This window comes from Roseixanthobacter psychrophilus (genome assembly GCF_043195195.1).
In the GTDB taxonomy this organism is placed as follows: domain Bacteria; phylum Pseudomonadota; class Alphaproteobacteria; order Rhizobiales; family Xanthobacteraceae; genus NCEH01.
On record NZ_JBAFWT010000014.1, the window covers coordinates 1 to 25,896 of the forward strand.

General features: G+C 67.7%; 26 protein-coding genes. 9 read left to right on the forward strand and 17 right to left on the reverse strand.

What is annotated here, in order from left to right:
* On the forward strand, nucleotides 1-453 hold a 453-nt coding region (locus tag V5F77_RS13980), incomplete at its 5' end, for an amino acid ABC transporter permease (RefSeq protein WP_429005970.1).
* Between the two features lie 19 nt (nucleotides 454-472).
* Here the strand turns inward: V5F77_RS13980 and V5F77_RS13985 are convergent.
* Entirely contained in the window at nucleotides 473-1,726 is a 1,254-nt protein-coding gene (locus V5F77_RS13985; RefSeq protein WP_429005971.1) for a D-amino acid dehydrogenase, read from the reverse strand.
* 353 nt (nucleotides 1,727-2,079) lie between these two features.
* Between V5F77_RS13985 and V5F77_RS13990 the strand changes: the two genes are divergently transcribed.
* Nucleotides 2,080-4,551: a hybrid sensor histidine kinase/response regulator gene (locus V5F77_RS13990; protein ID WP_429005972.1), complete on the forward strand. Its 2,472-nt coding sequence runs from the start codon at nucleotides 2,080-2,082 to the stop codon at nucleotides 4,549-4,551.
* 6 nt (nucleotides 4,552-4,557) lie between these two features.
* On the opposite strand, the gene V5F77_RS13995 is transcribed toward V5F77_RS13990, so the two are convergent.
* From V5F77_RS13995 to V5F77_RS14030, 8 genes are all read right to left on the reverse strand, one after another.
* A complete protein-coding gene (locus V5F77_RS13995; protein WP_429005973.1) occupies nucleotides 4,558-5,496 on the reverse strand; it encodes a PDR/VanB family oxidoreductase in 939 nt (312 codons plus the stop codon).
* Complete coding sequence (locus V5F77_RS14000) at nucleotides 5,496-6,011, reverse strand: MOSC domain-containing protein (protein WP_429005974.1); 516 nt, start codon at nucleotides 6,009-6,011, stop codon at nucleotides 5,496-5,498. Before V5F77_RS14000 ends, V5F77_RS13995 begins: the two co-directional genes overlap by 1 nt.
* 87 nt (nucleotides 6,012-6,098) lie before the next feature.
* Nucleotides 6,099-7,412: an MFS transporter gene (locus V5F77_RS14005; RefSeq protein WP_429005975.1), complete on the reverse strand. Its 1,314-nt coding sequence runs from the start codon at nucleotides 7,410-7,412 to the stop codon at nucleotides 6,099-6,101.
* A gap of 125 nt (nucleotides 7,413-7,537) precedes the next feature.
* A complete protein-coding gene (locus tag V5F77_RS14010) occupies nucleotides 7,538-7,885 on the reverse strand; it encodes a RidA family protein (RefSeq protein ID WP_429005976.1) in 348 nt (115 codons plus the stop codon).
* Nucleotides 7,882-8,535 (reverse strand): 2-hydroxychromene-2-carboxylate isomerase, encoded by a 654-nt coding sequence (locus V5F77_RS14015; RefSeq protein WP_429005977.1) that lies wholly within the window; start codon nucleotides 8,533-8,535, stop codon nucleotides 7,882-7,884. Before V5F77_RS14015 ends, V5F77_RS14010 begins: the two co-directional genes overlap by 4 nt.
* Before the next feature lie 17 nt (nucleotides 8,536-8,552).
* Nucleotides 8,553-9,419, reverse strand: a complete 867-nt coding sequence (locus tag V5F77_RS14020; protein ID WP_429005978.1) for an ABC transporter permease — start codon at nucleotides 9,417-9,419, stop codon at nucleotides 8,553-8,555.
* On the reverse strand, nucleotides 9,416-10,231 hold the full coding sequence (locus tag V5F77_RS14025; RefSeq protein ID WP_429005979.1) for an ABC transporter ATP-binding protein: 816 nt from the start codon (nucleotides 10,229-10,231) through the stop codon (nucleotides 9,416-9,418). Before V5F77_RS14025 ends, V5F77_RS14020 begins: the two co-directional genes overlap by 4 nt.
* The gene (locus V5F77_RS14030; RefSeq protein WP_429005980.1) at nucleotides 10,231-11,271 is read right to left on the reverse strand and encodes an ABC transporter substrate-binding protein; all 1,041 of its coding nucleotides are present in this window, start codon (nucleotides 11,269-11,271) and stop codon (nucleotides 10,231-10,233) included. The genes V5F77_RS14025 and V5F77_RS14030 overlap by 1 nt, the downstream gene beginning before the upstream one ends.
* Before the next feature lie 303 nt (nucleotides 11,272-11,574).
* Here V5F77_RS14030 and V5F77_RS14035 point away from each other — a divergent pair, with 303 nt between their 5' ends.
* The 5 genes from V5F77_RS14035 (at nucleotide 11,575) to ubiG (ending at nucleotide 16,974) form a co-directional block, all read left to right on the forward strand.
* Nucleotides 11,575-12,168, forward strand: a complete 594-nt coding sequence (locus V5F77_RS14035) for a helix-turn-helix domain-containing protein (protein WP_429005981.1) — start codon at nucleotides 11,575-11,577, stop codon at nucleotides 12,166-12,168.
* A gap of 45 nt (nucleotides 12,169-12,213) precedes the next feature.
* Complete coding sequence (gene murJ / locus V5F77_RS14040) at nucleotides 12,214-13,734, forward strand: murein biosynthesis integral membrane protein MurJ (RefSeq protein WP_429005982.1); 1,521 nt, start codon at nucleotides 12,214-12,216, stop codon at nucleotides 13,732-13,734.
* Nucleotides 13,735-13,826: 92 nt separating this feature from the next.
* Nucleotides 13,827-14,711, forward strand: coding sequence for an alpha/beta fold hydrolase (locus V5F77_RS14045; RefSeq protein ID WP_429005983.1), 885 nt, complete (start codon nucleotides 13,827-13,829; stop codon nucleotides 14,709-14,711).
* Nucleotides 14,712-14,873: 162 nt separating this feature from the next.
* On the forward strand, nucleotides 14,874-15,911 hold the full coding sequence (gene trpS / locus V5F77_RS14050; RefSeq protein WP_429005984.1) for a tryptophan--tRNA ligase: 1,038 nt from the start codon (nucleotides 14,874-14,876) through the stop codon (nucleotides 15,909-15,911).
* 307 nt (nucleotides 15,912-16,218) lie between these two features.
* Entirely contained in the window at nucleotides 16,219-16,974 is a 756-nt protein-coding gene (gene ubiG / locus V5F77_RS14055) for a bifunctional 2-polyprenyl-6-hydroxyphenol methylase/3-demethylubiquinol 3-O-methyltransferase UbiG (RefSeq protein WP_429005985.1), read from the forward strand.
* Between the two features lie 28 nt (nucleotides 16,975-17,002).
* Here the strand turns inward: ubiG and V5F77_RS14060 are convergent, their stop codons facing one another.
* The 5 genes from V5F77_RS14060 to V5F77_RS14080 form a co-directional block, all read right to left on the reverse strand.
* A complete protein-coding gene (locus tag V5F77_RS14060) occupies nucleotides 17,003-17,485 on the reverse strand; it encodes a DUF1178 family protein (RefSeq protein WP_429005986.1) in 483 nt (160 codons plus the stop codon).
* Nucleotides 17,482-18,366, reverse strand: coding sequence for a carbon-nitrogen hydrolase family protein (locus V5F77_RS14065; RefSeq protein WP_429005987.1), 885 nt, complete (start codon nucleotides 18,364-18,366; stop codon nucleotides 17,482-17,484). Before V5F77_RS14065 ends, V5F77_RS14060 begins: the two co-directional genes overlap by 4 nt.
* 141 nt (nucleotides 18,367-18,507) lie before the next feature.
* A complete protein-coding gene (gene grxC, locus V5F77_RS14070) occupies nucleotides 18,508-18,765 on the reverse strand; it encodes a glutaredoxin 3 (RefSeq protein ID WP_429005988.1) in 258 nt (85 codons plus the stop codon).
* A 59-nt stretch (nucleotides 18,766-18,824) separates the two neighbouring features.
* Nucleotides 18,825-19,667 (reverse strand): ComF family protein, encoded by an 843-nt coding sequence (locus V5F77_RS14075; RefSeq protein ID WP_429005989.1) that lies wholly within the window; start codon nucleotides 19,665-19,667, stop codon nucleotides 18,825-18,827.
* Nucleotides 19,668-19,724: 57 nt separating this feature from the next.
* Nucleotides 19,725-22,007 (reverse strand): heavy metal translocating P-type ATPase, encoded by a 2,283-nt coding sequence (locus tag V5F77_RS14080; protein WP_429006080.1) that lies wholly within the window; start codon nucleotides 22,005-22,007, stop codon nucleotides 19,725-19,727.
* Nucleotides 22,008-22,379: 372 nt separating this feature from the next.
* Here V5F77_RS14080 and V5F77_RS14085 point away from each other — a divergent pair, with 372 nt between their 5' ends.
* Nucleotides 22,380-22,655 carry a metal-sensitive transcriptional regulator gene (locus V5F77_RS14085; protein WP_429005990.1) on the forward strand — a complete coding sequence of 92 codons (276 nt, stop codon included), beginning with the start codon at nucleotides 22,380-22,382 and terminating at the stop codon, nucleotides 22,653-22,655.
* 53 nt (nucleotides 22,656-22,708) lie between these two features.
* A complete protein-coding gene (locus V5F77_RS14090) occupies nucleotides 22,709-23,263 on the forward strand; it encodes a hypothetical protein (protein WP_429005991.1) in 555 nt (184 codons plus the stop codon).
* Between the two features lie 3 nt (nucleotides 23,264-23,266).
* Here V5F77_RS14090 and hemW read toward each other — a convergent pair whose 3' ends face one another.
* Genes hemW through rph form a run of 3 tightly spaced genes read right to left on the reverse strand, consistent with a single transcriptional unit; the run spans nucleotide 23,267 to nucleotide 25,850 of the window.
* On the reverse strand, nucleotides 23,267-24,505 hold the full coding sequence (gene hemW / locus V5F77_RS14095) for a radical SAM family heme chaperone HemW (RefSeq protein WP_429005992.1): 1,239 nt from the start codon (nucleotides 24,503-24,505) through the stop codon (nucleotides 23,267-23,269).
* Complete coding sequence (gene rdgB, locus V5F77_RS14100) at nucleotides 24,502-25,137, reverse strand: RdgB/HAM1 family non-canonical purine NTP pyrophosphatase (RefSeq protein ID WP_429005993.1); 636 nt, start codon at nucleotides 25,135-25,137, stop codon at nucleotides 24,502-24,504. The genes hemW and rdgB overlap by 4 nt, the downstream gene beginning before the upstream one ends.
* Complete coding sequence (gene rph, locus V5F77_RS14105) at nucleotides 25,137-25,850, reverse strand: ribonuclease PH (protein ID WP_429005994.1); 714 nt, start codon at nucleotides 25,848-25,850, stop codon at nucleotides 25,137-25,139. Before rph ends, rdgB begins: the two co-directional genes overlap by 1 nt.
* Between the last annotated feature and the right edge of the window lie 46 nt (nucleotides 25,851-25,896).

The window sequence follows — 25,896 nt, forward strand, 5'->3', positions numbered from 1 at the left end:
ATCTATTACGGCCTGCCGAAGGTGGGATTGCAGCTCGAACCGTTCGTCGCGGGCGTGATCGCGCTGGGCCTGAACTATGCGGCCTATGAGGCGGAAAACTACCGCGCCGGGCTTCTGGCCATTCCGCGCAACCAGATGGAAGCGGCCATCGCGCTCAACATGACCGAGCGCCAGGCGCTGCGGAACGTCATCATCCCCCAAGCGGCGCGCATCGTGCTGCCGCCGACCACCAACGATTTCATCTCGCTCATCAAGGACTCCTCCCTGGTGTCGGTGATCTCGCTGGTGGAACTGACCAAGACCTACGAGCTGATCTCCACCACCTATTATGATTATTTCGGCACCGGCCTGCTGGTGGCGGCGATCTATCTGCTCATCGGCCTGCCCTTCGTGCGGCTCGCCAAATGGGCCGAGCGCTATGCCAGCCGGGGTGTGACGCGATCCATCGGCTGATGGGGCCGCGGCGCTCGCCTCAACCGTAGCGGGCGAGCGTGAGCCCCTCGGTATCGATATCGGGCGTGCGGTTCGTGATCAGATCGGCCAGCAGGCGCCCGGTGCCCGCGGCCATGGTCCAGCCCAGCGTGCCGTGCCCGGTGCCGAGAAAGAGATTGGGATATTTTGCCTTGCCGAGGATCGGCGGGCCGTCCGGCGTCATGGGCCGCAGACCGCTCCAGAAGGAGCCGGCCTTGGCGTTCCCTCCCTGGGGAAACAGGTCGCTGACCACATGCTCCAATGTGTCCCGGCGCGAATGGCGCAACGAGAGATCGAAGCCCGCCAGTTCCGCCGTGCCGCCGACCCGGATGCGGTCGCCGAGGCGCGTGACCGCAACCTTGTAGGTTTCGTCCATCACGGTCGATTCCGGCGCCCCGGAGGGATCGGTGATGGGGATGGTCAGCGAATAGCCTTTCACCGGATAGACCGGCAGGCGGATTCCCAGCGGGCGCACCGCCTTGGTCGAATAGCTGCCGAGCGCGACCACGTAAACATCGCCCCGGATGGTCCCGCCATGGGTCGCGACGCCGGTGATGCTGGCGCCGTCGTGCTGGATCTCCCGCAGGGCGCGCCCGTAGGAGAAGACCGCGCCCCGCTCAGCCGCGAGCGCGGCGAGTGCATTGGTGAACTTGAAGCAGTCGCCGGTCTCGTCGCCCGGCAGGCGCAGGCCGCCGGCGATCTTTTCCGCGACCCGCCCGAGCGCCGGCTCGGCAGTGATGCAGCCGGCGCGGTCTAGCAACTCGTACGGCACGGAAAACCGATCGAGGATCGCCATGTCTTCGCCCGCATGGTCAAGCTGCTGCTGGGTGCGGAACATCTGCAGCGTGCCCTGCATGCGCGCGTCATAGGCGATGCCGGTCTGCTGGCGCAGGGCAATGAGGCAATCGCGGCTATATTCGGCAAGCCGCACCATCCGGCTCTTGTTGATCTCGTAGCGCGCATGGGTGCAATTGGTCAGCAGGCGCAGGCCGAACGCGACCATGGCGGCATCGAATTGCGGGCGGATGACCAGCGGCCGATGCTTCATCATGAGCCATTTGATGGCCTTCAGCGGCAGGCCCGGCCCGGCCCAAGGCGCCGAATAGCCGGGCGAGACCTCGCCCGCATTGGCGAAGCTGGTCTCCAGCGCCGGACCCGCCTGCCGATCCACCACTTCCACCTCGTGGCCGGCGGCGGCGAGATAATATGCGAGGGTCACGCCGATGACCCCCGATCCTAAAATCACCACCTTCATCGCCCGGCCTCCCCCGGCCCGGCGCTGAGCGCCTGCCGCACTGCAAAACGGGATCAGACACCAAGCAGGGGCGGGCCGACAAGGCCGGTGATGATCCCGCGTGCGGTTGGGTTCACGCCATGGCTTCCGGTGGACGGCATGCGCCGCGGTGCGGGTGGCCTGCCGGCTGCGTGATGGCCCGGTTTCCCCGCCGCGCGCTCGCGCCACGTGGCGGCCGCTCAGGTCCAGCTATGAGCCTCAAATCGCAGTAAAATACCTCTCGCCCCGGTTGAGGCGCGGACCGATGCGGGCGATAACATCGCTGTCGGCGCGCGCCATCGGCGGTCAGGCGCGCTGCAGCGAAGGAGGCGCGCGTGTTCACAAATGTGGGGTTGCGGGGAATCGACCTCGCCGCGCTCTTCAACGCCGTGCCAAATCCTTACGTGATCATGGCGCCGGATTTCAAGATCGTCGGCATGAACGAGGCCTATCTGCGCGTCACCATGCGGCGGCGGGAGGACATTACCGGTATTTCGATGTTCGAGGCGTTCCCGAGCGACCCGGCCTCGAAGTCCAACCAGATGCTGCGGGCCTCCCTGGAGCGAGTGCTGCGCGACAAGGTGCGCGACGATCTGCCGTTCCTTCCCTATCCGATTCAGCGGCCCGACGGCGCGATGGAGATGCGCTATTGGAGCGCCACCCATACCCCCTTGTTCGGCGAGGACGGCGCGGTGGGCTACGTGGTGCAGTACACGGTGGATGTGACCGAGCTTCACAATCTGCGCCTGAGCGTGGGGGCGACGTCCGCCAGTCCCTCGCTGCTGATCGAGGGGGAGGTGTTCGACCGCGCAGAGGCGGTGCAGGAAGCCAATGTCGAGTTGCACCGCGAGCGCCAGCGGCTGCGCAACCTGTTCGAGCAGGCCCCCACCTTCACCGCCGTGCTGCGCGGCCGCGATCATGTGGTGGAGTTGGCGAATGCCGCCTATATGCGGCTGGTGGGCGAGCGTCCGCTGGTCGGCCTCACGGCGCGCGAGGCATTTCCGGAGCTGGCCGGCTCCCGCGTTCTGGACGAGTTGGACCGCGCCTACCGCACGGGTGAAACATTCGTGGCGCGGGGGCTTTCGGTGATGCTGCGCACCACGCCGAACCAGCCTCTGCAGGAACGCGTCCTCGATTTCATCTATCAGCCGGTGATCGATGCCGACGGCTCGGTTGGCGGCATCTTCATCCAAGGACAGGATATCACCGAGCAGCGCCGCGCCGAGGATGCCCTGCGCGCGCGCGAGACGGAACTGCGCCGCCTCAACGAATCCCTCGAGGCCCAGGTGGCCGACCGCACCCGCGAGCGCGACCGGCTGTGGCGGCTCAGTGGGGATCTCATGGGCGTGTGCCGGGAAGACGGCGGCCTCGAAGCGGTCAACGGCGCCTGGAGCGACCTGCTCGGCTGGAGCGAAGGCGATCTGCTTACGGGCGGTTTCCTGGATCTGGTGCATCCCGATGACATGCCGGCGACTCAGGCCGCCCTTGCCCGCTCGCGGGAGGCCCGTGCGGTGGGGCGGTTCGAAAATCGCTGCCGCCGCAAGGATGGCTCCTATCGCGTGCTCGCCTGGACCCTCGCCGCCGATACCGGGCGACTTTATATCGTCGGGCGCGACATGACGGATCAGCGCCAGACCGAGGAGCAATTGCGTCAGGCCCAGAAGATGGAGGCGGTGGGCCAATTGACCGGGGGCATCGCCCACGATTTCAACAATCTGCTCCAGGGCATTACCGGCTCGCTGGATATTCTTCAGCGCCGGGTCAGTCAGGGACGTACCGCGGAACTCGATCGCTTCGTCGCCAATGCCATGAGCTCGGCCAGCCGCGCCGCCGCGCTCACCCACCGCCTGCTGGCCTTCTCCCGCCGCCAGCCGCTGGATCCGAAGCCGGTGCAGGCCAATCCGCTGGTCACATCCATGGAGGATCTGCTGCGGCGAACCATGGGCGAAAGCATTCATCTGGAGCTGGTGCTCGCGGGAGGTCTCTGGCTCACCTTGTGCGATGCCAATCAGCTGGAAAATGCGATCCTCAATCTGGTGATCAATGCGCGTGACGCCATGCCCAACGGCGGCAAGCTGATCATCGAGACCTGCAACGTTCACCTCGACGGCCTCTATGCGGCCCGCGCCCACGGCGTCTCGCCCGGACAATATGTCTGCCTCAGCGTGACCGACACCGGCACCGGCATGGCGCCGGAGGTGATCGAGCGGGCGTTCGATCCCTTCTTCACCACCAAGCCGATCGGCCAGGGCACCGGGCTCGGCCTGTCCATGATTTACGGGTTCGCGCGGCAGTCCGAAGGCCATTGCCGCATCTACAGCGAGGTCGGGCACGGCACCACGGTGAAGCTCTACCTGCCGCGCCACCACGGCGACGCGGTCGGGGAGACCGGCCCGCGCGATCTCGACGACAGCCATCTGTCGGTCGACGCGGAGGTGGTGCTGGTGGTGGAGGACGATCGGGTGGTGCGTGGCCTGATCATCGAGGTCCTGCATGAGCTGGGCTATGCCGCGATCGAGGCTGTGGACGGGCAGGCGGGGCTCGATCTGCTGATGTCCGAGCGCAAGATCGACCTGCTGGTGACCGACATCGGCCTGCCGCGCCTGAACGGGCGGCAGATGGTGGACGCCGCGCGCGCCCTGCGCCCCTCCCTCAAGGTGCTGTTCATGACCGGTTATGCCGAGAATGCCGCCATCGCGGGCGGGTTTCTGGAGCCGGGGATGGCGATGGTGACGAAGCCCTTCGCCATCGAGCAACTGGCGGCCCGGATCCGCATCATGCTGGAGCAGGAGCGCGCCTCGTCCTGAGCCGGCCTAAAGGTCGAGGGTCAGCCGCGCTTCCGCCGACAGCGCGACGCAGGCCATGAGCGCATGGCTGCGATCCTCGGGCGAGAGGACGCGGTCGCGATGGATCGGGCGGCCCTCGATCCACTCCACCTTGCACGCGCCACAGATGCCGCCGCCGCAGGACGCCGGCACCCGCACGCCGCTGCGCTCCAGCGCCTCCAGCATGGTCACGCCCAGCGGCACCTCGATCTCCTGTCCGCTACGGGCCAGCACTAGCGTGTAGGGGCGAGCCTGAGGGTCGGCGATGACCGGCGGGGGCACGAAGCGTTCCACGTGCACCTGCTCCAAGGGCCAGTCCCGCGTCGCCGCCTCGAAGGCGTCCGTCAGTCCGTCCGGCCCGCAGCAGGCGAGGGCGATGCCGGTACGCGGAGCGCCGAGAAGGACGGTGAGATCCGGCCGAGGCCCAGCCCTTGTGTCGTGGATCACGGCATGGCCCGCGGCCACCAGCGGCGCCAATTCCTCCGCCAAAGGCGGCGCGCCGCGCGCCAGCAGGTGCAGCGTGAAGTCGTCCCGTCCCTCGGCCAGCAAGGCATGGGCGGCGGAGAGGAAAGGCGTGACGCCGATGCCCCCCGCGATGAAGACATGCCGCCGTTCCGCGAGGGGTACGCCGCCGCGCGGCAAGGTGACGCCGATCTCGTCGCCCGCCTGCACCGCGTCGTGCAGCAGGGCCGAGCCGCCCCGGCCCGCCGGCTCGCGCTTCACGGCCACCACATAGCGGTCGTTCTGGTGCGGCGGATTGCACAGGGAATAGGTCCGCAGCAGCCCGCCGGGCAGGTGCAGATCCACGTGGGCGCCGGGCTTGAAGGGGGGCAGGTCCCAGCCGTCCGGGTCCTTCAGCACGAAGCGCTTCACCCCGTCTCCGGCGGTGATCTCGGCAACGACGGTGCGGAGGGTTCCGCGTGCCATCACACGTTCCGCACCAGATCGCCGATCCGGACCACGCCGCCCACGAGAATGCGGCAGTTGAGGCCCGAGCGATTGATCAGGGGATCGAAGATGGCCTTGCCGGTGATTTCCTCGATATGCCGGCACGGCACCGAAAGGCGGGTCGCCTCCAGCAGTGTCTCGCCCAGCAGGAAGCGCTTGCCCACCAGATGGTTGAGCGGCACGCCCTCCACCGTGACGTTGCGGCGATGGTCCTGCGGGGCGATCTCGATGCCGGCGTCGCGCTTGAGGGCATCGAGGGTCTCGATCTCGAACAAGGTAATCTGCCGGCCGTCCTCGGGCCGGTCGGAATAGAAGCCCTCCTCGCGTCCGATCATGTAGCGGTCGCCCTCGATGCCCTTTCCGGCGATCAGATTGATCTCGTTCATGGCACGCATGGGCAGGAAGGCGCGGGCGGTGATGTGCAGGCACCGGACCACGCCGGTGAAGGTGGTGAGGGCGGTGCGCGGGGCTTCCGCCGTGTCGCTGGCAAGCATGGGTGCTCCTTGGTTCGATGCGAAGGACCCCGGCGTGCCGGGGTCCGGGGCGGCCGACGCGCGGTCGCGGGGTGAGCGCGGCGCGCCTCAGTTTAGGGGCTTCTTGGCGGTCTCCGGCGCCATGTAGGTGGCGAAGGTGGTGATGAGGCCGCAGCCGATCAGATAGATCGAGATCGGCCAGGTGGCCCCGCCGCTCCAGGCCATGAGCGAGGCGGCGATAAAGGGGGTGAGTCCGCCGGAAATGGCCGCGCCGATCTGGAACCCGAGCGAGGCGCCGCTATAGCGCAGGCGCGCCTCGAACAGTTCGGAGTAGAACGGCGCGCCAATGCCGAACATCACCATCTGGCCGAACGAGATGGCCACCACCACGGTCAGCGAGACGATCATCGGGTCGCGGGTCTGCAGCAGCGCGAACATGGGGAAGGCAAATCCCATGCAGAACAGGCAGCTCAGATAGAACATGGTCTTGCGGCCCCATTTGTCCGACAGCCAGCCGAAGAACGGGATCGAGAACAAAGCGATGAAGGAGGACAGCATCACGCCGTTGAGGATGGTGCCGCGCGACATGCCGAGGGTCTGCGTCGCATAGGAGATGACGAATACGCCGGCGATGGAGGCATAGGAGATTTCAGCGATCTTCAGGCCCACAGCGGTGAAGAACGGCCGGCGGTGATACTTGAAGATCTCGACGATCGGCATCTGCGCCACTTCGCGCTTGGCCTGGAGGTCGCGGAACGCGGGGGTCTCTTCCAGCCGCAGGCGGATGAACAGGCCGACGCCGATCAGCAGCACCGACATGAGGAACGGAACGCGCCAGCCCCAGGCGAGGAAATCGGCGTCCGGCATCTGCGAGATGATGGCGAAGATGCCGAGCGCCGCGAGATTGCCGATGGGGTTTCCCACCTGCACCAGCGAGCCGTACAGGCCGCGCCGGTCGGCGGGCGCATTCTCCACCACCATCAGCACGGCTCCGCCCCATTCCCCGCCGAGGCCGATGCCCTGAAGGAAGCGCAGGGCCACCAGCAGGGCCGGGGCGGCGACGCCGATCTGGGCATAGGTGGGCAGCAGGCCGATCAGGAAGGTGCCGAACCCCATGATGACGATGGTGGTGGCGAGCATCGCCTTGCGGCCGAGCTTGTCGCCGTAATGGCCGAAGATCGCGGCGCCGAGCGGGCGGGCCAGAAAGCCCACCGCATAGGTGCCGAAGGCGGCGATGGTGGCGAGCGCCGGCTCGGCGACCGGGAAGAACAGCTTGTTGAAGACCAGCGCGGTGGCCACCGCATAGATCAGGAAGTCGTACCATTCCACGGCGGTGCCGATGACGGACGACCAGATGATGCGGCGCATGGTGGAGGGCGGCGATACGGCGGCGGGCGCCGCCAGACGTTCGGTGATGGTCATGATAATCCCCACGATGGAAGGTTGTTCTTCGTCAGGACGCACGTTCCCGCTGCCCGCCCGGCTTCTGCGTCCGGGCGGGTTCGCAACGATTGGGCGGTGCGGCAAGCGCGCCGCGCCGGGCAGCCTCAGGCTGGCAGTGCCGCGATGACGGCGATTTCCACTTTGATCCCGGGATTGGCGAGGCGGCTTTCGATGCAGGCGCGGGCCGGCGGCTCGGCCGGCACCCACGCGTCCCACACCGTGTTGAAGGCGGCGAAGTCCGAAATGTCGGGGAGCCATACCGTGGCCGAGAGCAGGCGCGTCTTGTCGGTTCCGGCTTCCGCCAGGATCGCGTCGATCTTGGCCAGCACCTGGCTCGCCTGGGCTTCCACGCCCACGCTGAGATCGTCGGGCACCTGGCCCGCGAGATAGGCGATGCCGCCGAAGACCGTCGCGGCGCTGAGCCGCTTGCCGACGCCGATACGGGTGATCATGACGCCACCTTGAGGTCGGCGGGGGCCGGCGCCCTTCCGAGCGCACGGGCGATGGTGTCGTCCAGCATCGAAAGGCGGTCCTGTCCCCAGAACCCTTCGCCGCGGAAGACGTAGAAGGGGGCGCCGAACATGCCGGACTGCACGGCGAGATCGGTGTTTTGGTAATAGGCCTGGACCGCCGCCTTGCCCTTCGAGCGTTCGAGGATCGCCGGACCGTCGAGCCCGAGGTGGTCCGCGATGGACACCAGCGTCGCCTCGTCCTCGATGTCGCGCTCCTCGGCCCACAGGGCGGTCATGATGGCGTGGATGAGATCGTGCGGGGGAAGGCCCATCTGCATCGCCGCTATGGCGAAGCGCGACGGGGTCTCCACCGACTGGGTCATGTATTTCGGTTCGAGATTGATCGGCATGCCGAGGATGTCGCGGAAGCGCCGCATCTCGAGAAAACGGTAATCGCGCCGCTCCTTGGAGCGCAGCGGCAGCTTGATGCCGCCGGTGCGGGCATAGACCGAGCCGATATCGACCGGATAATAATTGACGGGCAGGGCGTAACGCTCGGCCATCGCCTTCAGGCGCGGGTTGCCGAAATAGGCCCAATCCGAGTTGATCCAGAAATAATAGTCGATGGCGTTCGAAGTCTTATCGCTCATGGGCGTTCTCCGAGGGATCAGCGTTCGTTGAATTGCGGCGACCAGCGCAGGAGGCGCCGCTCCACGCGCTCGGCGAGGGAGACCAGGCAGATCCCCGCCAGGCCCAATACGGTGATGGCGGCGAACATCTCGCTGGCGTTGAGGGTCGAGAGGGAGGAGACGATCAGGTAACCCATGCCCGTGGTCGTGCCGACGAACTCCGCGATGACCACGCCAACCAGTGAGAAGGAGATGGCGTTGGGCAACGCGGCGAAGGTCCAGGCAAGTGCGCTCGGAACCCGCACGCTCCAGAGGATCTGGCGCGATGAGGCGCCAAGGGTCCGACAGAACTGGAGGATGTGGGTCTCCACCGATAGGGAGCCCTTGAAGGTGTTGAAGAAGATGAGGAAGAAGACCACGAACCAGACCGTGACCACCTTTGCCAGCAGCCCGAGCCCGAACATCATCGTGATCAGTGGCACCATGGCGATGCGGGGCAGGGAATTGCAGCAGACGATGAAGGGGTTCAGCGTCCGGGCGAGGATGGGATTCTGACTGAGGACGAGGCCGGCGGCGAAGCCGGTCACGCCAGCTACCGCGAGGCCCAGCAGCGTTGCGCCAAGGGTCGAGGCGAGGTGCGGGAGCAGGAAGCCGGCCTGGGCGCCGAAGGTCCACGACCATAATTGCTCTGCGATGAGCGACGGGCGGCTGATGAAGAACGGATCGAGGAAGGTGTTTTTGATCAGATAAGGCACCCGCGTCAGCCCCTCCCACAGGCCGAGGAAGATGGCGAGGAGCGCGAGCTGGTAGAGCCGAACGCGCGTGGTTTCGCTGAACCGCGGGCCCTGGTGCGGGCGGGCGGGGTGCTCGAGTTGCGCATTGACGCTGTTCACGACGCGACTCATGCTGCGGCTCCGATCACGCCCTGCGGGCCGTCCGGCGTGCGTTGGTATTCGCGCCCGAGCACTGCCCATAAGGCCTTGAGGTGCTGGCTGAAGGCGTCCGTCTCGCGCACCGTGTAGGGATCGCGGGGATGGGGAATGTCGATGCGGTGGTCGAGCAGAACCCGGCTGGGCGGTCCCGACAGTACGATCACCCGATCCGCGAGGGCCACCGCCTCGTCGAGGTCGTGGGTCACCATGACGATGGTCTGGTTCAATTGGCGCCAGATCTCGTGCAGCTCGCGATGCAGATTAATCTTGGTGTGGGAATCGAGCGCGCCGAACGGTTCGTCCAGCAGCAGCACGCGGGGATCGCAGGCAAGGGTCATCAACAGCGCCGTGCGCTGCCGCATGCCGCCCGAGATCTGGTAGGGGTAATAGTGCGCGTAGGGTTCGAGCTTGGCGAGCTTGAGCAGGCTCTTCACCTTTGCCGCGATGCGGTCCGGCTGGAGGTGCGCGAAGCGCGGTCCGAGGCCGACATTCTGCTCCACTGTGAGCCAGGGCAGCACTGTGTCCTTCTGGAACAGATAGCCCAGCCCATGGGGGACGGACCCCGGCAGCACAGGCATGCCGTCGACCGTGATCGTCCCGGCGGTTGCCGGCTGGAAGCCGGCGACCATATTCAGCAAGGTGCTCTTTCCGCAGCCGGAGGGACCCACGAGGCACACGAACTCTCCCTGCGCGACATCGAGCGATACGCTGCCGATTGCGGTGTGCCGGGTGCTCTTGGAACTGTAGGTCTTGCCGACCGCGTCCAGGCGGATCATGACCCGCATCACGCTTTCCCCCGCGCCTTGAGGACGAAGGAATTGTCCACTTGGTCCGCGAACTTCGCGCGAGCCGCAAGATCCGCGGAGGGATACATCCGGCCTTCGCCCATCAAGGTCATAAGGTCGGCGTAGGCTTCCGGGGTGTAGGTGTTTTCGAAGTTCCACGTGGTCTTGAACTTCTTCGCCGCCTCGACGAGGGCGGGCAGCGGGGTCGTGGGCAGAAAGCCGGACTTCACCAGTTCCGCGATTTCCTCCGGGGCCGCGGCCTTCACATAGTCCGTGCCCTTCACGAGGCCGTTCACCAGCATCTGCACTTCGGCGCGCTTCTCTTCGAGAACGTCTTTGAGCACATAGACGCCCACGCCCGGCAGGTCGCCCTTGAAGGCGGCGTTCCACTCGGCGCTGTCGTAGGCCCGGAAGATCGGCACGCCCCAGCCCTCCGCTTCCGCCGCATCCAGCATGGAGAACGAGGCGATGCAGCCGTCGACCGATCCGGCCTTCACGGCGCCGAGCATGGTGGTGAAGTCGCCCAGGGGGCGGAAGTCCACCTTGCCCTTCAAGCCCGCGGCCTCGGTGATGGCGACGCCGAGAAGCCATGTCAGCGCCTGGGGTTGCGTGACGCCGATCTTCTTGCCGGCGAGATCCTTGACGCTCCGCACGCCCGCCTCGTAGGCCGTTTTGCTGACCAGGATGTTGGCCAGTGCCGGCCGACGCTCGAACGAGCACACGAGGACGGATGGCTTGCCGGCCATGGTCAGGGCGACAGCGTCGCTGGATCCCGTGCACGCGGCGAACACCTGCCCGGCCGAGAGCATCTGCTTGGTCCGCGGGCCGCTCTGGGAGTTCAGATGTTCCACATCCAGGCCGGCTTCGGCAAAATAGCCCTTCTTCAGGGCGGCGTAGATGAAGGCGTAGCTGACATCCAGGCTCGCGACACCGAATGTGACGGACGCAGCGGCGTAAAGCTGGCGCGGGAGAAGGGAAACACCGGCGCCGAGGGCGGCGACGCTGAGGAGATGGCGGCGTGTGATGGATCTGTCGGCCATGATGGTCCCCTCTGTTATTTCGACCCGGTCAGCTGCGAGCCACTCGCAAAGTCAAACAAGTTTACCCCTGGAAATCAATAGCCGCAAAATGATGCATATCGAGCAGATGCACAAAACTGCGGCACGAGGCAGCCTATTGCCGCGCCGATGATCAGGATTTTTCGCGTTTGCACATCTTGCGAGAAATCCCCGGCGCAAATTTCCGCAGACCATCGTGTTTCCCAGTGGAAAAATTTTTCCGGCCCGCTTATCCATTGCCGCCTTGGCCGGGCACCGGCGCGCAATGCGGCAGGGAGACGAGTGGTGCTGGATGTCAGCCGGGCGGATCGCCTTGGCCCCAATCTGCGGGAATTGCGCCTCGCGCGCGGCTTCACGCTGGACCATCTCGCGGGCCTGAGCCGGTTGACCCGAGGGTATCTGTCCCTGGTCGAGCGCGGGCTGAAGACGCCCTCCGTCACCGCGCTGCTGCGCCTGGCGGATGCGCTCGGCGTCAACATCGCCCAGTTGTTCGATCCCAACGCCGACCTGGCGCCGCGTTATACGCTGCATCGTTCCGGCGAGGGCCCGGCGACCCACATGGATGGTGCGTTCGGTCTCGTGCCGCTGGCGGCGGGCCGGGCGCGCAAGATGATGGAGCCCTTCCTCATGACGCCGTCCACCGTGCCGTTGCAGAAGGCCAGCCCGCGCTGGGAGCATGGCGGCGAGGAGATGCTGTTCGTCGTCAGCGGTCGCATCGCGGTCAAGCTGGGGGCGGACGAATTGACCATGGAAAAAGGCGATTGCCTTTATTTCTCCGGCGAGATCAAGCATGAGGTGCGCAGCCTTGGCCGGCAGAAGGCCGAGGTGCTGGTGGTCATCGCGCTGCCCCTCGACGGCCCGGCCTCGCGCGCGTCCTGAGGCTGCCGGCGGGGTCCGCAGCCCTTGCCAGGCCCTGGATGGTTCATGTCGCTTCTCGCCCGCACCTCCACCGTGACCGCCGCGACGCTCGGTTCGCGCGTGATGGGTTTTGCCCGCGATGCCGGCACCGCCGCCGTGCTCGGCGCGGGGCCGGCGGCGGATGCGCTGATGGCGGCCCTGTCACTGCCCCTTTTGGCGCGGCGCCTGCTGGCGGAGGGGGCGTTCAATGCCGCCTTCCTGCCCGGCCTCGCAGCGGCCCGCGAACGCGGCGGGGATGCGGCCGGGCGCGCCCTGTCCCGCGCGGTGCTGATCCTTCTTGTCCTTGCCCTGATCGTGCTGGCCGGGCTCGGCGCCTTGTTCATGCCGGCGCTGATCGCGCTGCTCGCGCCGGGCTTCGCGTTGGGCGGCGACCGGGCGGACCTTGCGGTCACCTGCGGCCGCGTGGCGCTGCTCTACCTGCCGCTCGCCGCCGCTGCGGCGGTTTTCGGCGGCTTGGCCAATGCGGGGCACCGCGTATTCCTGCCCGCCCTCGCGCCGGGGCTCGCCAATGCCGTGGTGCTGACGGTGATCCTGTTTCTCGTCCTGCATGGCGAAGTGGCCACCGATACCGCAGCCTTCCTCGTCGCCTGCGCACAGGTGGCCGCCGGCGTCGCCCAGCTTGCGCTGATGATCATCGCCAGCCGCGGCACCACGGGCGCGCCGACACCCACCGGGCCCGGCAGCGATTGGCGCGGTGCCCGTGCAGTGCTGCGCGCCTGCGCGCCCGCGCTGTTGTTTGCTGGTCTCTCCCAGTTCCGCCTGCTGATCGCGGCGGCCACCGTCTCCGCACTGCCGGGAGCGGTGGCGGCGTTGAATTATGCCCAGCGCCTGGTGGATCTGCCGCTCGGCCTCGTGGGCGCCAGCGCCGGGGCGGTTCTGGTGCCGCTGCTGGCGGCGGGCGGGGGCGGGCGGGGGCGGCACGCCAGCGGCGCGAGCCTGGCCGCGCTCGCGCTGGCCCTGCCGGCGGGCACCGGGCTCGCCGTGCTGGCAGGTCCCATCGTCACCGTGCTCTACCAGCGCGGCAGCTTCGATGCTCAGGATGCGCACCTGACCGCGCTGCTCTTGACCGCGCTTGCCTTTTCCCTGCCGGCGCAGGGACTTGAGCGCGTACTGTCGGCGACCGCCCTGACCCACGGCATGACGCGGACGGTGGAGCGGGTCGGCCTCGCCTCGCTGCTGGCCTGCCTGCTGGTCTGCGCCGGCCTCAGCGTGCTGTTCGGCCCGGCGGGGGCGGCCAGTGGGGTCGCGGTATCCGCAATGCTGAGCGCGCTGGTGATCGGCGGCCTCCTGGTCCGGGCCGGGCACCTGCACTTTGACGGCGTGCTCGGGCGCAGCCTCGCCGGGTTATTGGGGGGATGCGCGCTGATGGCGCTGGTGGTCTTGGGGCTCGCCGCGCTCTGGCAAGAGCCCGCCGCCGGCACCTTCGCCGCTTTGGCCCGGCTGGCGGTGCTGGTGGGGGCGGGGGTGGTGACCTATGGCGCGGTGGCGCTTCTGGTGCGGCGCGGCCTGCGGCGCGCGGGGGCCTGAACGCCGCTCCCGCGTCGCTGTGCCGTGCCTCAGGGTCTTCCATGCTTCATGGTCTTGCCCCTAGGCTGCGCGCGCCCCGAAGGAGTGTTCCCATGGCCGAACCCGTTCCTGCCTGCGTACCCTGCCGCTTCTTCGCCTATCCCTCGGCGGATGGCCTTGCCTTGTTCGGCCGCGACTGGGGCGCGCCCGGCGATGATCTGCCCGTGGTGTGCCTGCCCGGGGTGACGCGCAATTCCCGCGATTTTGAAGCTTTGGCGCAGGCGCTGGTGGCGCGGGGACGGCGCGTGATCGGGCTGGATTTCCGGGGGCGGGGCGGCTCGGCTTTCGGGCCGGTGGCCACCTACACGCCGGTGCAGGAGGCGGGTGACACCATCGCCGCGCTGGCGGCGCTCGATATCGCGCGGGCCATATTCGTCGGCACCTCGCGTGGCGGGCTGGTGATGATGGTGCTTTCCCAAGCGCGGCCCGACCTGATGGCTGCGGCGGTGCTCAATGACATCGGCCCGGTGATCGAGAAGGCCGGCCTTGCCCGCATCTCCGGCTATGTGGGCGTCGCCGCCCTCTCCGATTGGCCGACCTTGATCGCCGGCCTGAAGGCAAGCCAGGGCTTCCTGTTCCCGAGCCTGGACGATGCCGGCTGGGAGCGGTTTGCCCGGCAGATTTATCGCGATGATGCCGGCGTGCCCTACCTCGCCTATGATCCGGCGCTCTCGGAAGCGTTCAAGGCCTTCGATCCCAACGCGGTGCTGCCGGACATGTGGCCCGGGTTCGAGGCCATGAAGGATATCCCCGTCATGGTGGTGCACGGCGCGCTGTCCGACATTCTCAGCGTCGACACGGTGGCGCAGATGGCCGCGCGCCATCCCGGCCTGACCGTCCACACCGTGCAGGATGAGGGCCATGCCCCGCTGCTGTGGGATGCGGCGACGCAGGACGCCATCGGCGCCTTCATCGACGCGGCAAATCCGCCCCGCTGAGGCGCTTTCCCCGCGCGGCGCGGGGTGTGCCCCCCGGGTAGCTTGCGCCGAGCGGCGGCGGGTGGCATGAGGCGCGCTTCGTCTTCGCGCGCGACCGTCCGGCCGCTGCGCTGTCATGTCTGACGGCGGTGCCTCGTGCACGCCGGTCTTCGGGAGGTCGCCATGGCGGCGGTCGCGGAACGCGTCTTTTCCGGTGTGCAGCCCACCGGCAACCTGCATCTGGGCAATTATCTCGGCGCCATCAAGCGCTTCGTCGCCCTGCAGGACAGCCACGACTGCATCTATTGCGTGGTCGATCTTCACGCCATCACCGTGTGGCAGGATCCTGAAGAGCTGAAGCGCCACACGCGCGAGGTCACCGCCGCGTTCATCGCCTGCGGCATCGACCCCAAGCGCCATGTGGTGTTCAACCAGAGCCAGGTGTCCGGTCATGCGGAACTGGCCTGGATCTTCAATTGCGTCGCCCGCATGGGCTGGCTCAACCGCATGACCCAGTTCAAGGAAAAGGCCGGCAAGGACCGCGAGAACGTCTCGGTGGGCCTGTTCGCCTATCCCGATCTGATGGCCGCCGACATCCTGCTCTACAAGGCCACCCACGTGCCGGTCGGCGAAGACCAGAAGCAGCATCTGGAGCTCACCCGCGACATCGCCCAGAAGTTCAACGTGGATTTCGCCGCCTCGATTGCCGCCAACGGCCATGGCGAGGGCTATTTCCCGCTGACCGAGCCGCTGATCGCCGGCCCCGCCACCCGCGTGATGAGCCTGCGCGACGGGTCCAAGAAGATGTCCAAGTCCGACCCGTCGGACTTCTCCCGCATCAATCTGACCGACGACAAGGATGCCATTGCCGGCAAGGTCCGCAGGGCCAAGACCGACCCCGAGCCGCTGCCGTCCGAGGAAGCCGGCCTCAAGGCGCGTGCGGAGGCGGATAATCTGGTCGGCATCTATGCCGCGCTCTCGGACGGGACCAAGCAGGGCGTGCTGGATGAATATGGCGGCGGCCAGTTCTCCGCCTTCAAGGCGGCGCTGGTGGATCTGGCGGTGGACAAGCTCGGCCCCATCGCCGGGGAGATGCAGCGCCTGATGGCCGATACCAGCGCGATCGACGCCATTCTCACCGACGGCGCGGCCCGCGCGCGGGTGATCGCCGATGAGACCATCCGCGACGTGAAGGATATCGTCGGGATGGTGCGGGGCTGATTTCCGCGAAGGAGCGCCTTATACCGCTTGTCCCGGACCAGCGACGGCATAGCCGGAGCGCCGATCCGGGACCCAGCACAGGAGCCCTGCGCAGCAGGCGAAGCGACTGTGCTTTCGCAAAGGCGCCTTCGGCGGCGTCATGTGCTGGGTCCCGGCTCGCGGTCTGCGCCGGCAGGTCGGCGTTCCACTTGGCCGGGACATTTGCCGGGACGCGCGCGCCGGGGCACCGCTGCGCCGGCGAAGATCCCTCGCCTTGCCGCTGCCGCCGCACTGGCGTAAGCCTCTCCTCCTGCCAGAGGAGGCCCCCATGCCGCAGGCCAGCACCCAAGCGAACCTGACCGTCGATCCCGCCGAGGTCGCCCGCTTCGAGGCGCTGGGCGAGGAATGGTGGGATCCCAAGGGCAAGATGGCGCCGCTGCACGCCATCAACCCGGTGCGGCTCGCCTTCCTGCGCGACGTGATGGTGCGCCATTTCGGCCATGACCCGCGCAGCCTGCGGCCGCTCAAGGGATTGCGCGTCCTTGATATCGGCTGCGGCGGCGGCCTCATCAGCGAACCCATGGCCCGCATGGGTGCCGAGATGACGGGTATCGATCCCTCCACTGGCAATGTGGAGATCGCCAGCGCCCATGCGGCCCGCAGCGACCTTGCCATCGATTATCGCGCCGCAACCGCCGAGGAACTGGCGGACGCGGGCGCGCGGTTCGATGTGGTGATGGCGCTGGAGGTGGTGGAGCACGTGGCCGACGTCGGCTTGTTCGTGCGGCGCGCCGTGGAGATGGTGGAGCCGAACGGCCTGTTCATCGGCTCGACGCTCAACCGCACCGGCAAGAGCTTCGCCCTCGCCATCGTCGGGGCGGAATATGTGCTGCGCTGGCTGCCGCGCGGCACCCATCGCTGGGACAAGTTCGTGACGCCGCAGGAGTTCGAGGCCACCCTTGCCTCGGGCGGTTTTGCCATGCGGGAGCTTTGCGGCCTGAGCTTCGATCCGCTGCGCGGCACCTGGGCGCTCTCGGCGGATACGGACGTGAATTATTTCATCGTCGCGGGGCCGATGGGCTGAACCTCGGACTTCAGTCCTCAAATCCGGTTCAGTTGCGATCTTCCGGCAGGATGGGCAGGGGGAACACCTCCACCTCATCGTCCCGCAATGCCTTCACCTCGTCCGCGCTGGCTTCGCCATAGATCGAGCGATGCTCGATCTCGCCGCCATGCATCTTGCGCGCGAGATCGGCGAAATCCTCTCCGACATAATCGGCCTTGCTGGTGACGTGGTCGTGCAGTTCGCGCACCAGGCGGCGGAATTCGCGTTCCTGGTCCCCCATCAAGGCGACCGGGCTTCCGGTTGCCGGCGCCGCGGGTGTGGCCGGATCGGGGCTCGCGGCCGGCGCAGCCGTGGGTGCGCGGTCGGTGCGGGCGACCGACGGGGCCATGATGGCCTTGCCCACCTCCACGCTGCCGCAATGGGGGCAGGAGACCAGCCCGCGTCCGCGCTGGGCCTCATAGCTGTCGAAGGAGGGGAACCAGCTTTCGAAATCATGGTTCGCCGCGCACCGCAAGGTGTAACGGATCACGTGTCCGCCCCCACCAGATGGAGACGGCCGCCCTGGCCGGTGTCTGCGACCTCGAATCTGCGTCCGTGCTGAAGGGACGGGATGCGGCGGCGGGCGGCGGAAACCTCGTTGAGGTCGATCTCGGCGAGGATCACGCAGGGGTCGCTTCCCCCTTCGGCGATAACGCGGCCCCACGGGTCCACCACCAGGGAATGGCCATAGGTCTCGCGGCCATTCTCATGGCGCCCGCCCTGGGCGGCGGCAAGCACATAGGCGCCATTCTCGATGGCGCGGGCGCGCAGCAGCACGTGCCAATGGGCTTCGCCAGTGGGACGGGTGAAGGCGGACGGGACGGTGAGCACTTCGGCGCCGCTTTCCGCGAGCGCGCGGTAGAGCGGTGGGAAGCGCAGATCATAGCAGATGCTCAGCCCCACCTTCACGCCCGCGACCCGCGCGGTCACGGCGCGCTCGCCGGGCTTGTAGGAATTGGATTCGCGATAGCTCTCGCCATTGCCGAGATCCACGTCGAACATGTGGATCTTGTCGTAGCGTGCGGCAATCTCGCCGTCGGGGGCGATCAGGAAGCCGCGATTGACTGCCCGCTGCTCCGAGATCTTGAGCGCAAGCGAGCCCACATGGAGATGAATCTGCAGGTCCCGGGCGAGGGCGCGGAAGGCCGCGAGTGCCGGGTCGCCCTCCTCTTCCCGCAGCTTCTCGAACAGCGCGGAGCGGTCCAGCTCCATGAGATTGGTGGTCTCCGGCGTCTGCACATATTGCGCGCCGGCCTGCGCGGCCTCGCGGATCAGGGCCGTTGCCATCTCAATATTGGCGCCCACGTCGCGCCCGGAGCGCAACTGAACGAGGCCCACGCGCAGGGTTTCGATCTTTTGGATTTCGCTCATGGTTTGGGCTCGCGGCGGCCAGGGTCAGGATCAACAGTGAAGTGTAGAGGCTCGTCCCGTCTGGCGCGAGGAGAAAGGCGGGCGGGGAAGGGCGGCTTCGGCGGAGAGGGCCGGCGGGGCGCCACGCCTCTGCGGTGCGGCTCAGGCTGCGATCAGCGGGTCCAGTTGGCCGGCTTTTTCCAGGGCATAGAGGTCGTCGCAGCCTCCCACATGGACTTCGCCGATGAAGATCTGCGGCACGCTCGTGCGGCCGTCGGCGCGGCGGGACATCTCTTCCTGCCCGGCGGAATCGGTGGTCACGTCGATCTCGGTGAACGTCAATCCCTTGCGGCGCAGCAACTCCTTCGCGGCGTGGCAATAGGAGCACCAGCTCTTGGTGTAAATTTCGATGGTTTTCATGCAGCCCTCTGCGCGACGGCCCAAATCGCCGTCACGGAATTGTTGCATGATAAAGCCCTTCAGCCGGCTTCGACAACCCTGGCGAAGGTCACCGCGTCAATATGAGTGGCCTTCCCATACCTCAAGGCCTGGGCGCAGGCGTCCAGTGTCGCCCCGGTTGTGAGGACGTCGTCCACAATCAAAATCCGCCGGCCGGTGACGTGATGGACCTGCTGCGGGGGGACTTTGAATGCGCCGGCCACGTTGGCGCGCCGCTCGGCCCGGCTGAGGGACACTTGCGAGGATGTGGCGCGCGCACGCACGAGCACGTCGGTGCGGCAGGGCACGCCGCTCGCTTTCGACAGGCGGCGGGCGAGCAGGGCGGCCTGGTTGAAGCGGCGCCGCCACAGCCGCAAGGGGTGCAGCGGCACCGGCACGATCAAATCCGCCTCGGCGAGCAAGTCGCCTGCGGCACGGGCCATTAAGCGGGCCATGGGCGCCGCCATGTCGAGCCGGTCGCCATATTTCAAGCCATGCACCAGATCCCGCGCGATATCGCCAAACAGCACCGCAGCCCGTGCCCGGTCGAAGGCCGGCGGGTCCATGACCGCCTGCGGCGAAAGGCGGGGTTCAGGGTCCAAGGCCACCTGTTCGAAGGCGAAGGGGATGCCGAGGCGCTCGCAATAGGGCCGCTCGATGAAGGCGAGGCGCCGCCAGCAGGCGCCGCACAGGCCTCCGGCCTCGTGGACGATGGCGCCGCAGGAGACGCAGGTCGGGGGCAGCACGAGGCCGAGCGCGGCCTTCCCCGCGCCCCGAAGCGCATGGGCCGCACGGCCTGCTCCGGTCTGGAGCCGGCGCGCGAGCGGTAAGGGAGGTGCTGCCCCGTCCGTCTCTGCGCCGGCCTCTGGAAGTCCGCGATCCATCTTCGCCGCCATCCCGTTCCCACCCACAATGGGCTGGGGCGGGCGCGCCTTCAACGGCTATCGCGGATGCCAGCGGCGCAGCAGCAGCGCATTGGCGATGACGCTGACCGAGGACAGCGCCATGGCGGCAGCCGCCACCATGGGCGAGAGCAGCAGGCCGAGCACGGGATACAGCACGCCCGCCGCGATCGGGACGCCGGCCGCATTGTAGAAGAAGGCAAAAAACAGATTGCGGCGGATATTGGCCATGGTGGCGCGCGAGAGCGCGCGGGCATCCGCGATGCCTGCAAGGTCGCCTTTCAGCAAAGTGATGCCCGCGCTCTCCATGGCGACATCGGTGCCGGTGCCCATGGCGATGCCCACGTCGGCGGCGGCGAGGGCGGGGGCGTCGTTCACCCCGTCGCCCGCCATGGCGACGATGCGGCCCTCGCTACGCAGGCGCGCGATGAGCGCCGCCTTGTCCTTGGGCAGGACCTCGGCTTCCACCTCGGTGATGCCGAGCCGCGCCGCGACCGCCTGGGCGGTGGCGCGATTGTCGCCGGTGAGCATGATGACCCGGATGCCGTCCGCCTTCAGCGCGGCAAGGGCTGCCGGCGTGCTGGCTTTCACCGGGTCCGCCACCGCGATGAACCCGGCGAGGGTGCCGCCGGCGGCGACGAACACGAGGCTCGCTCCTTCGCGGCGCAAGCTCTCGGCTTCGGTCGCCAAGGCATCGGTCGCGATGCCGTGCTCGGCAAGGAACGGGGCGTGGCCGACCAGCACGGTCTCGGACTCCACCATGCCGATCACGCCTTTGCCCACGGGACTGTCGAACTGCGTGGGCTCCGCGAGCTTCAGTCCGCGTGCCTTCGCGCCGGCGACGATGGCGGCGGCGAGCGGGTGCTCGCTCGGCTTTTCCAGGCTGGCGGCGAGGCGCAGCACCTCGTCCTCGGTGCGGCCGAGGGCACGGACGGCGGTGAGCTTGGGCTTGCCCTCGGTGAGGGTGCCGGTCTTGTCGGCCACCAGGGTATCGACCTTTTCCAGCCGTTCGAGGGCTTCGGCGCTCTTGATGAGAATGCCCGCCTGGGCGCCGCGCCCGACACCCACCATGATCGACATGGGGGTGGCGAGCCCGAGGGCGCAGGGGCAGGCGATGATCAGCACCGACACGCCGGCCATCAGCGCAAAGGTGAGGCGCGGCTCGGGGCCGACCAGCATCCACACGCCGAAGGCCACCAGGGCGGCGGCGATGACTGCCGGCACGAACCAGCCGGAGACCTGATCCGCCAGCCTCTGGATCGGCGCGCGCGAGCGCTGGGCCTGCGCCACCATCTGCACGATCTGGGACAGCAGGGTCTCGCGGCCCACCTTCTGCGCGCGCATGACGATGCCGCCGCTGACATTGAGCGTGCCCGCGATCACCGGGTCGCCGGCTTCCTTGGAGACCGGCAGGGATTCTCCGGTGATGAGGGATTCGTCCAGGCTGGATCGGCCCTCTTCCACCGTGCCGTCCACCGGCACCTTCTCACCCGGCCGCACCCGCAGCCGGTCGCCGGGATGGACGAGGTCCAGTGCCACGTCTTCTTCTGTCCCGTCGGCATTGAGGCGCCGTGCGGTCTTGGGCGCGAGGCCGAGCAGAGCCTTGATGGCGCCGGAGGTCTGGTCGCGCGCCCGCAATTCCAGCACCTGCCCGAGCAGCACCAGAACCGTGATCACGGCGGCGGCCTCGAAATAGACCGGCACGGCCCCGTCATGGGTCTGGAACGCCTGGGGGAACAAGCCGGGCGCGAACGTGCCGACAAGGCTGTAGAGGAACGCCACGCCGGTGCCGAGGGCGATCAGCGTGAACATGTTGAGGTGCCCGCTGCGCACCGAGGCGGCGCCGCGCTCGAAGAAGGGCAGGCCGGCCCACAGCACAACCGGGGTCGCGAGGACGAGCTGGATGTAATTCGAGGTCTGCTGCGGCAGCAAGTGCAGGCCGAACAGGTGCTGGCCCATTTCCAGCACGAACACCGGCACGGTGAGGGCAAGGCCGATCCAGAACCGGCGTGTCATGTCGAGGAGTTCGGCATTGGGGCCGTCGTCCAGGGTCACCAGGTCCGGTTCGAGCGCCATGCCGCAGATGGGACAGGAGCCGGGGCCGATCTGGCGAATCTCCGGATGCATGGGGCAGGTGAACACCGTGCCCTCCGGCACCGGCGCGGCGGGGGCCGCCTTGTCGGCGAGGTAGCGCTCGGGATCGGCCTCGAACTTGGTCTTGCAGCCGGCGCAGCAGAAATAGAACGGCTGCCCATTGTGCTCGGCCCGGTGCTTGGCGGTGTGGGGATCCACATCCATGCCGCAGACCGGGTCCTTGGCCATGTGGGAATGGCCGCAGGCGGAATGATCGTGGCTGGCGTGATCGTGGCCCGTGTGATCGTGGCCCGCGTGCTGGTGCCCGGCCTCGGCCTTGCCCGGCTCGGCGCCTTTGGCCGAGCCGCAGCAGGGCGCGGCGGCCGGCTTTTCCGGCATGTTCAGCGGCGCCGGGCCGCCGCAGCAGCTTGCGGCCGGTTCTGTCCCGGTCGGGGAGGCGGAAGACGGGGGGTGCGGATCATGTGCCATGGTCGCCTCATTGCGTCTCTGCGCGCGGCGGTCTTTGCGCTTGCTCAGAAAGACGCGAATTGACTTCTCGGAAGAACCCCCAGGGGGTATCTATCACTTGTTATTTATACCCACCGGGGGTATATGGCAAGCATGCGTGACCCGGCAAAGTCCTCCGTCCTGAAACGTCTCAACCGCATCGAGGGGCAGGTGCGCGGCATTTCGCGCATGGTGGAGGAGGATCGCTATTGCATCGACCTCATCACCCAGATCTCCGCTGTGCGCGCGGCCCTGCGGCGGGCGGAAGAAGAAGTGCTGCGCGATCATGTGGCCCATTGCGTCGAGCACGCGATCCGCTCCGGCGATGCCGACGAGCAGCGCAAGAAGGTCGCGGAACTTATGGACGTGATCTCCCGCAGCGAACGGTAGGGTCTGCCGCGCGTGATATAGTCTTCCTACGATTCTTCCCGCGGGGCGCGCTCATGTCTTTCGGATCCACCGCTTTTCCGTTCTCTCGCCTGCTGGCGGCGCTGGCGCTGGCAGTGCTTGCGGTCCCGGCCCGCGCCGCGCCTGAGCCCAGCCTGTGCAAAGCGGACGAAGCCGTCATCTTTTCCTGTCCGACTGAAGCGCGGATCATTTCGGTCTGCGCTTCCGGCGACTTCGCCTCCGGTCGAGGCGCGGTACAATACCGCTATGGCCGCACGCACAGCGTGGAACTCACCTATCCCGAGCCCGGCACGCCGCCGGCCAAGGCCTTCACCGCCGGCCGGCTGATGTTCGCCGGTGGCGGCGGGGCCTGGCTGCGGTTCGAGAAGCCGCCGTTCCGTTACACCGTCTTCACCGCCATCGGCAAATGGAACCCGCAGGGGGGGCCGCTCGGCATCGCCGGCGTGGCGGTGGAGAAGGATGGCAAGGCGCTTGCGGACATCGCCTGCCGCACCGATCCGGTGAGCGTGCTCGGCTCCGACTTCTTTCAGCGCGCGGGTGTGAAGCTGGAAGGGGAATTCGACATTCCCGATGGCTTCTTCCCGAAATAGGCGTCAATCCACAAGCGCGGCGATGATGGCATTCAGTACCGGGAAGCCGGCCGATGTCGCCGCGAGCCGGTCACCGGTGCGCCTGACGAGACCATCGGCTTCCAGCGGAGCGATGCGCGCCTGCGGAATCGCGCGTCCCGCCAGCCGGGCATGGCGGGTAAGATCCACGCCTTCGGCGAGGCGCAGCCCCATGAGCAGCAATTCGTCGGCCTGTTCATCGCGCGCCAGCGTTTCGTCGGTGACGATGCCGTGGCCGTTCGCCTCCACCAGGTCCAGCCATTTCTCCGGCTGCTTCTGGGTGAAGGTGGCGCGGCGCTTTCCCTCCACCGCAAGCCGGCCGTGGGCGCCGGGGCCGATGCCGGCATAGGTGCCGTAGCGCCAATAGACCAGATTGTGCCGCGCCTCGGCGCCCGGGCGCGCATGGTTGGAAATCTCATAGGCCGGCAGGCCGGCCTGCGTGGTGATCTCCTGCGTCACGTCCCACAGGGCGCGGGCATGATCGTCGTCGGGGATCAGCAACTTGCCGGCGGAATAGAGTTTCTCGAACATGGTGCCCGGCTCGATGGTGAGCTGGTACAGCGAGAGATGCTCGCAGCCTTCGGCGATGGCGCGCTTCAGCTCACGCGCCCAATCCTGCGGCTTCTGGCGCGGGCGGGCATAGATGAGGTCGAACGACACTCGCTCGAAGGCAGCGCGGGCGATGGCTACGGCTGCAAGCGCCTCGTCCACCGAATGCATGCGGCCGAGCCCCTTCAGTTCCGCATCGTCCAGGGCCTGCACGCCGAGCGACACTCGGTTCACGCCCGCCGCCCGATAGCCGCGAAACCGTTCGGCCTCGACGCTGGTGGGGTTGGCTTCCAGCGTGATCTCGGCATCGGCGGCAAGCGGCCAGGCGGTGTTGATCGCCTCCAGGATCGCCGCGACCGTGGCCGGCGCCATGAGGGAGGGGGTGCCGCCGCCGAAAAATACCGTGCCCGCCACCCGCGGCCCGGTGAGGGCGCGCATGTGCGCAATCTCGCGCCGAAAGGCGGCGACGAAGCGCGCTTGGTCCGGCGGCGCGTGCCGCACATGGCTGTTGAAGTCGCAATAGGGGCATTTGGCGAGGCAGAACGGCCAATGCACATAGACGCCAAAACCGCCCGCCGTGTCTTCACCGGCACGGTCTGCTCCCTTCCCCGCAAGCGGGAGAGGGCCTGGACCTCTTGAGGCGGGAACAGGCGGAAAGGCGGTGGTCGTGGTCATCCCTCCAGGCACGCCTGCGCCAATTGGCGGAAGGCGCGGGCGCGATGGGAGAGGCCGAAGCCGAGCGGCGGCATGGAGTGCTTCTCCTCCGCGCTCATCTCCGCAAAGGTGCGGGCATGGCCCTCGGGCACGAACATGGGGTCATAGCCGAACCCCTTCGCGCCTCGGGTCGGCCACACCAGCTCGCCTTCCACCACGCCCTCGAATTCCTCCACATGGCCGTCCGGCCAAGCAAGGCACAAGGCCGAGACGAAGCGCGCGGTGCGCGCCGCGGGATCGGTGGCGCCTCGGGCCACAAGAAGCGACTGGATGGTTTCCATCGCCTTTTCGAAATCGCGCTCCGGCCCGGCCCAGCGGGCGGTATGGATGCCCGGCTGGCCGCCGAGCGCGTCGATCACCAGCCCGCTGTCGTCGGCGAAGGCGGGCAATTGCGCCGCCTGCGCCGCCGCAACCGCCTTCAGCCGGGCATTGGCGGCGAAGGTGGTGCCGGTCTCGTCGGGCTCGGGCAGACCCAGTTCGCCGGCGGCGACCGCCTCCACCCCATGGGGTTCGAGCAGCATCCGCATCTCGATGAGCTTGCCCTTGTTGTGCGTGGCGACCACCAGCCGCCCCTCGAGCCGGCGATGGGACATCAGGCCACCGCCTGCTTCTGCAAATCCACCAATTGGTTGATGCCGGTGCGGGCGAGCGAGAGCAAGTGCAGGAACTCGGCCTCGGTGAAGGGAGTCTTTTCCGCCGTGCCCTGGATCTCGACGATGCCGCCGGAGCCGGTCATGACGAAATTGGCGTCGGTTTCCGCCTTGCTGTCCTCGGGATAGTCGAGATCGAGCACCGGGGTCCCCTCGAAAATGCCGCAGGAGACCGCTGCCACGTGTTCGCGCAGGGGAATGCTCTTCAGCATGGAGCGCGAGTACATCCAGGTCATGCAGTCGTGCAGGGCGATCCAGGCGCCGGTGATGGCGGCGGTGCGGGTGCCGCCATCGGCCTGGAGCACATCGCAATCGAGCGTGATCTGGCGCTCGCCGAGGCCCACGAGATCGGTCACGGAGCGGAGCGAACGGCCGATCAGCCGCTGGATCTCCTGGGTGCGGCCGGACTGCTTGCCGGTGGTGGCTTCGCGCCGGGTGCGCTCAAGCGTGGCGCGGGGCAGCATGGAATATTCCGCCGTCACCCAGCCGCGCCCCTGGCCCTTCAGCCACGGCGGCAGGCGCTCCTCAAGGGTCGCGGCCACCAGCACATGGGTGTCGCCGAACTTGACGAGGCATGAGCCCTCGGCATGACGCAGAACATTGCGCTCGAAGGAAACGGCTCGCATCTCGTCGCTCGCGCGGCGGCTCGGGCGCATAATATGGTCCTTGTCATTGGTTCGAAGGGCCCCCTTTTAGGCGCCG

Coding starts and splice junctions, on each gene's coding strand:
- V5F77_RS13985 (WP_429005971.1), bottom strand. CDS start 1,726: ATGAAGGTGGTGATTTTAGGATCGGGGGTCATCGGCGTGACCCTCGCA.
- V5F77_RS13995 (WP_429005973.1), bottom strand. CDS start 5,496: ATGGCACGCGGAACCCTCCGCACCGTCGTTGCCGAGATCACCGCCGGA.
- V5F77_RS14000 (WP_429005974.1), bottom strand. CDS start 6,011: ATGCTTGCCAGCGACACGGCGGAAGCCCCGCGCACCGCCCTCACCACC.
- V5F77_RS14005 (WP_429005975.1), bottom strand. CDS start 7,412: ATGACCATCACCGAACGTCTGGCGGCGCCCGCCGCCGTATCGCCGCCC.
- V5F77_RS14010 (WP_429005976.1), bottom strand. CDS start 7,885: ATGATCACCCGTATCGGCGTCGGCAAGCGGCTCAGCGCCGCGACGGTC.
- V5F77_RS14015 (WP_429005977.1), bottom strand. CDS start 8,535: ATGAGCGATAAGACTTCGAACGCCATCGACTATTATTTCTGGATCAAC.
- V5F77_RS14020 (WP_429005978.1), bottom strand. CDS start 9,419: ATGAGTCGCGTCGTGAACAGCGTCAATGCGCAACTCGAGCACCCCGCC.
- V5F77_RS14025 (WP_429005979.1), bottom strand. CDS start 10,231: ATGCGGGTCATGATCCGCCTGGACGCGGTCGGCAAGACCTACAGTTCC.
- V5F77_RS14030 (WP_429005980.1), bottom strand. CDS start 11,271: ATGGCCGACAGATCCATCACACGCCGCCATCTCCTCAGCGTCGCCGCC.
- murJ (WP_429005982.1), top strand. CDS start 12,214: ATGTCGCTTCTCGCCCGCACCTCCACCGTGACCGCCGCGACGCTCGGT.
- V5F77_RS14045 (WP_429005983.1), top strand. CDS start 13,827: ATGGCCGAACCCGTTCCTGCCTGCGTACCCTGCCGCTTCTTCGCCTAT.
- trpS (WP_429005984.1), top strand. CDS start 14,874: ATGGCGGCGGTCGCGGAACGCGTCTTTTCCGGTGTGCAGCCCACCGGC.
- ubiG (WP_429005985.1), top strand. CDS start 16,219: ATGCCGCAGGCCAGCACCCAAGCGAACCTGACCGTCGATCCCGCCGAG.
- V5F77_RS14065 (WP_429005987.1), bottom strand. CDS start 18,366: ATGAGCGAAATCCAAAAGATCGAAACCCTGCGCGTGGGCCTCGTTCAG.
- grxC (WP_429005988.1), bottom strand. CDS start 18,765: ATGAAAACCATCGAAATTTACACCAAGAGCTGGTGCTCCTATTGCCAC.
- V5F77_RS14075 (WP_429005989.1), bottom strand. CDS start 19,667: ATGGATCGCGGACTTCCAGAGGCCGGCGCAGAGACGGACGGGGCAGCA.
- V5F77_RS14080 (WP_429006080.1), bottom strand. CDS start 22,007: ATGGCCAAGGACCCGGTCTGCGGCATGGATGTGGATCCCCACACCGCC.
- V5F77_RS14085 (WP_429005990.1), top strand. CDS start 22,380: ATGCGTGACCCGGCAAAGTCCTCCGTCCTGAAACGTCTCAACCGCATC.
- V5F77_RS14090 (WP_429005991.1), top strand. CDS start 22,709: ATGTCTTTCGGATCCACCGCTTTTCCGTTCTCTCGCCTGCTGGCGGCG.
- hemW (WP_429005992.1), bottom strand. CDS start 24,505: ATGACCACGACCACCGCCTTTCCGCCTGTTCCCGCCTCAAGAGGTCCA.
- rdgB (WP_429005993.1), bottom strand. CDS start 25,137: ATGTCCCATCGCCGGCTCGAGGGGCGGCTGGTGGTCGCCACGCACAAC.
- rph (WP_429005994.1), bottom strand. CDS start 25,850: ATGCGCCCGAGCCGCCGCGCGAGCGACGAGATGCGAGCCGTTTCCTTC.